At 78.3% G+C, this 1426-nt stretch carries 1 protein-coding gene; it reads left to right on the top strand.

Annotated features, from left to right (window positions below; all coding sequences use genetic code 11):
• Positions 1–604: 604 nt before the first annotated feature.
• Complete coding sequence (locus GL263_RS26475) at positions 605–931, top strand: nuclear transport factor 2 family protein (protein ID WP_182858268.1); 327 nt, start codon at positions 605–607, stop codon at positions 929–931.
• Positions 932–1426: the final 495 nt, after the last annotated feature.

The following is a 1426-nucleotide window of genomic DNA, read 5'->3' as shown; positions in this document are numbered from 1 at the left end:
ATGGGGGGCTGCGTACCGGCCGGGGCGGCGGGAGAGGGAGTCCGAGGCGGTGAGGCCGGCGGTAGCGGGCCGCCGAACACCGGCTGCCCGCCGCCGTGGGTCGCGGACGCACCGCCGTACGGAGGCGGAGCCGTGGGCGGCTGGACCGGAGGCTCCGGCGCGGCGGCCGGCGGCGGGGGCGTGCCGGGCGGCCCCTGCGGCGGCACGGGCGGCAGCCCGGCCCCGGCGGTGGCACCGGGCGGCGCGGCGCCGGGGTGCGCGGGCCCGGCGGGGTCTGCGGCCTGCGGCCCCCATGGACTGCCCCAGGGAGTACCGGCGGGCGGCGCCGTGCCGTCCCCGGGCCGGGAGGGGCCGGTGGTCCACCGGTCACCGCCGGGTGGCACGGCACCCTCGCGCGGTTCCTCTCCCTGTCCGCTGTGCGCTGTCACCGGGACTCCTCGTTCGCCTGGCCCGAAATCGTCGGCTCACGCTACCGGTTCACTCGCACACAGGACCACGGAGTCCCCCTCACGGCCGACCACGCACCGCTCCGCGTGCCTCCGTGCGCCGGAGTGCGCCTCCCACCGGCCGCCGGAGCCGCCGCCGGAGTGGCAGAATCGGCCGCATGGTCGATCCGATCACCGTGGTACGGCGCCAGCTCGACGCGTACAACGCGCACGACCTCGACGCCTTTGTCGCCACCTACTCCCCCGGGGTCCGCGTGGACCGCCCGGACGGCACCACGCTGGAGGGCACCGACGCGCTTCGGGCCGCGTACGCCGAGCAGTTCGCCGCCGCCCGCTGCCACGCGGAGGTCGAGAACCGCCTGACGGAAGGGCGATGGGTGGTCGACCAGGAGGTCGCCCACGGCCTCGCGGACGAGCCGATCCGCCTCCTCGTCGCCTACCGGGTCACCGACGACCGGATCGACATGGTCCGCTTCCTCACGTAGCGGCCGCGGGCGGCACACCCCGGCTGGAACCGGCGGCCGGTACGGCGGCGAGCCGGTGTGCGTCGTGCCAACGGCCCGCGACGCACCGGGCAGGGCGCCTGTTGTCACCCACCCGCTGACACGGCACACGTGCACCGGCCGGCCCGTACGCCACGTCGGCCTCGCACCGTCGCGGCCCCGCCGGTCGGCGGTACACACACCGCCGCGTCCACGACCGCATCCCGGCGCAGACCGCGCCGAGCGCCCCGGGCGCGACCTCACCGGTCTCGGACGGTCTCCTCGCGGGAACGTCCGGCCGCAGGGCGCGGTGCGGCCGTCCTCAGCCGTCCGCCGGCCCGGTGCCGTGCACGTCCGGCATCGTGCGCCGAGCCGGCCCCGCGCCGGGGCGGGACCGTGGAGCGGTGGCCGGTGTGCGGTCGTGGGGCGTGCCGGGGCCCGGCGGCGGGCCCCGGGTGGTGTCAGGGTGCTGGTTGGCCGTGGTGGGGGGTGCGGGGG

It is taken from the genome of Streptomyces durbertensis (assembly GCF_014156695.1).
GTDB classification, from domain to species: domain Bacteria; phylum Actinomycetota; class Actinomycetes; order Streptomycetales; family Streptomycetaceae; genus Streptomyces; species Streptomyces durbertensis.
This window is presented reverse-complemented; position numbering and strand designations above follow the sequence as displayed.